Below are 1,731 nucleotides of genomic sequence, written 5' to 3'. Positions count from 1 at the left end.
TTTTAAGTTATTAATTTTGTTTAAATATATTGTAGTGAAAAGTGGTTTTCCTTAGACGGAGGGCAGCTGGTTTTTAGCCTGTTATCAAGCTTTACCAAAGTTTCGAACAGAGATATCCACAGATTTTGTGGATAATCCACAGGGTCGCTTGGTTTAATTGTTGATAATTTTGATTTATTAACATTGTTATTCAATTATCCACAGTAAATAGAGGTTTGCCGATAGGCATGCTTTGTGAAACAATCAGACGATATAAAATTTGTTATTTTTGGAGTCCATGTGATTGATAGCGACGGCTTTCGCGCAAATGTGGGCATCATTATCTGTAATAAATTTGGACAAGTTATGTGGGCTAGACGTTTTGGCCAACATTCATGGCAGTTTCCACAAGGTGGGTTAGATGATGGCGAATCAGTAGAAGAAGCCATGTATCGCGAACTTTACGAAGAAGTGGGACTAAGACCTGAGCATGTTCAAATTTTAACATCCACTCGATCTTGGTTACGTTATCGGTTACCCAAGCGTTTGGTACGCCAAGAAAGCAAACCTGTTTGCATTGGCCAAAAACAGAAATGGTTTTTACTACAATTGAAAGGTCACGATAATACTATTAACTTGAATTCTTCTGGTCATCCTGAGTTTGATGATTGGCGTTGGGTGAGTTATTGGTATCCTGTTCGTCAGGTTGTGTCTTTTAAACGCGACGTATATAGAAAGGTAATGAAAGAGTTCGCATCGACGACATTAGCGCTGCAAACGCGCGAGTTTAGTAAAAAACGAAGCAAACAACGGAGTTAACTGATTTCAAAGAGGATTGAAACAGTGTTAAATATGCTCAGGGATATCACTCAAGCTGTTGCCAGAGCCAGCAGCCTTGAAAGTGCATTAAACATCTTAGTGTCACAAACTCGATTAGCGATGGCTACCCATTGCTGTTCTATTTATATCCTTGAACAACAGCATCTAGTGTTATCCGCCACTGAAGGTTTACAACAATCTGCCGTTGGCCGAGTGAGCATGCCATTATCGCAAGGTTTAGTAGGCTTAGTTGCTGAACGTGAAGAAGCCGTTAACCTTGCCGATGCTCGTATTCACCCTCGTTTTAAATTATTTCCCGAAGCCGCAGAAGAAGAATATCGTGCGTTTTTAGCTGTGCCGATCATTTTTCAAAAGCAGGTGGTGGGCGTTATTGTGGTGCAACAGCCAGAAGCCCGTCAGTTCAGTGAAAGTGAAGAAGCATTTTTAATGACCTTAGCCGCTCAGCTTGCGGTGGTTGTGCGCAGCTTGAAACACAAAGCGGCCATTACTAATGTGCAACAGCAAGTGGTTTTCAGTGGTGTTAATGCATCAAGTGGTATTGCAATTGCTCACGGTTTGGTATTAGGCGGTGTAATTTCATTAGAACAACCCGAGGTTAGCTGCTTTGACATAGATGCTGAAATTCAGCGTTTAAAGTTGGCCATGCAGCGTTGTAAAGACATGCTGTCGTCAATATCGCAACGTTTTGAGCGTGAAAAGTCTGCTGATGTGGCCTCTATCTTTACGGCATTTCAATTATTGTTAGACGATTCTAGCCTTGGTGGCGAATATGCCCGCGAAGTCGCTTTAGGCTGGCAGGCTGAGTCTGCGGTAAGCCGAGTGTCATTGCGCTATATCAAACAGTTTTTGGAAATGGAAGATCCATATCTAAAAGAGCGCGCCAGTGATATTCGTGAGCTTGGGCAAAAACTA

2 protein-coding genes are annotated in these 1,731 nt (G+C 41.9%); both read left to right on the top strand.

Features of this window, described 5'->3' with window-relative positions; genetic code table 11:
- Window positions 1-279 precede the first annotated feature (279 nt).
- Window positions 280-798 carry an RNA pyrophosphohydrolase gene (gene rppH / locus CXF78_RS16540; protein ID WP_011638393.1) on the top strand — a complete coding sequence of 173 codons (519 nt, stop codon included), beginning with the start codon at window positions 280-282 and terminating at the stop codon, window positions 796-798.
- 24 nt (window positions 799-822) lie between these two features.
- Window positions 823-1,731 (top strand): phosphoenolpyruvate-utilizing N-terminal domain-containing protein (locus tag CXF78_RS16535; protein WP_145991514.1); only part of this gene is annotated, 909 nt, incomplete at its 3' end.

The organism is Shewanella sp. 11B5 (genome assembly GCF_002836795.1).
In the GTDB taxonomy this organism is placed as follows: Bacteria; Pseudomonadota; Gammaproteobacteria; order Enterobacterales; family Shewanellaceae; genus Shewanella; species Shewanella frigidimarina.
This window is presented reverse-complemented; position numbering and strand designations above follow the sequence as displayed.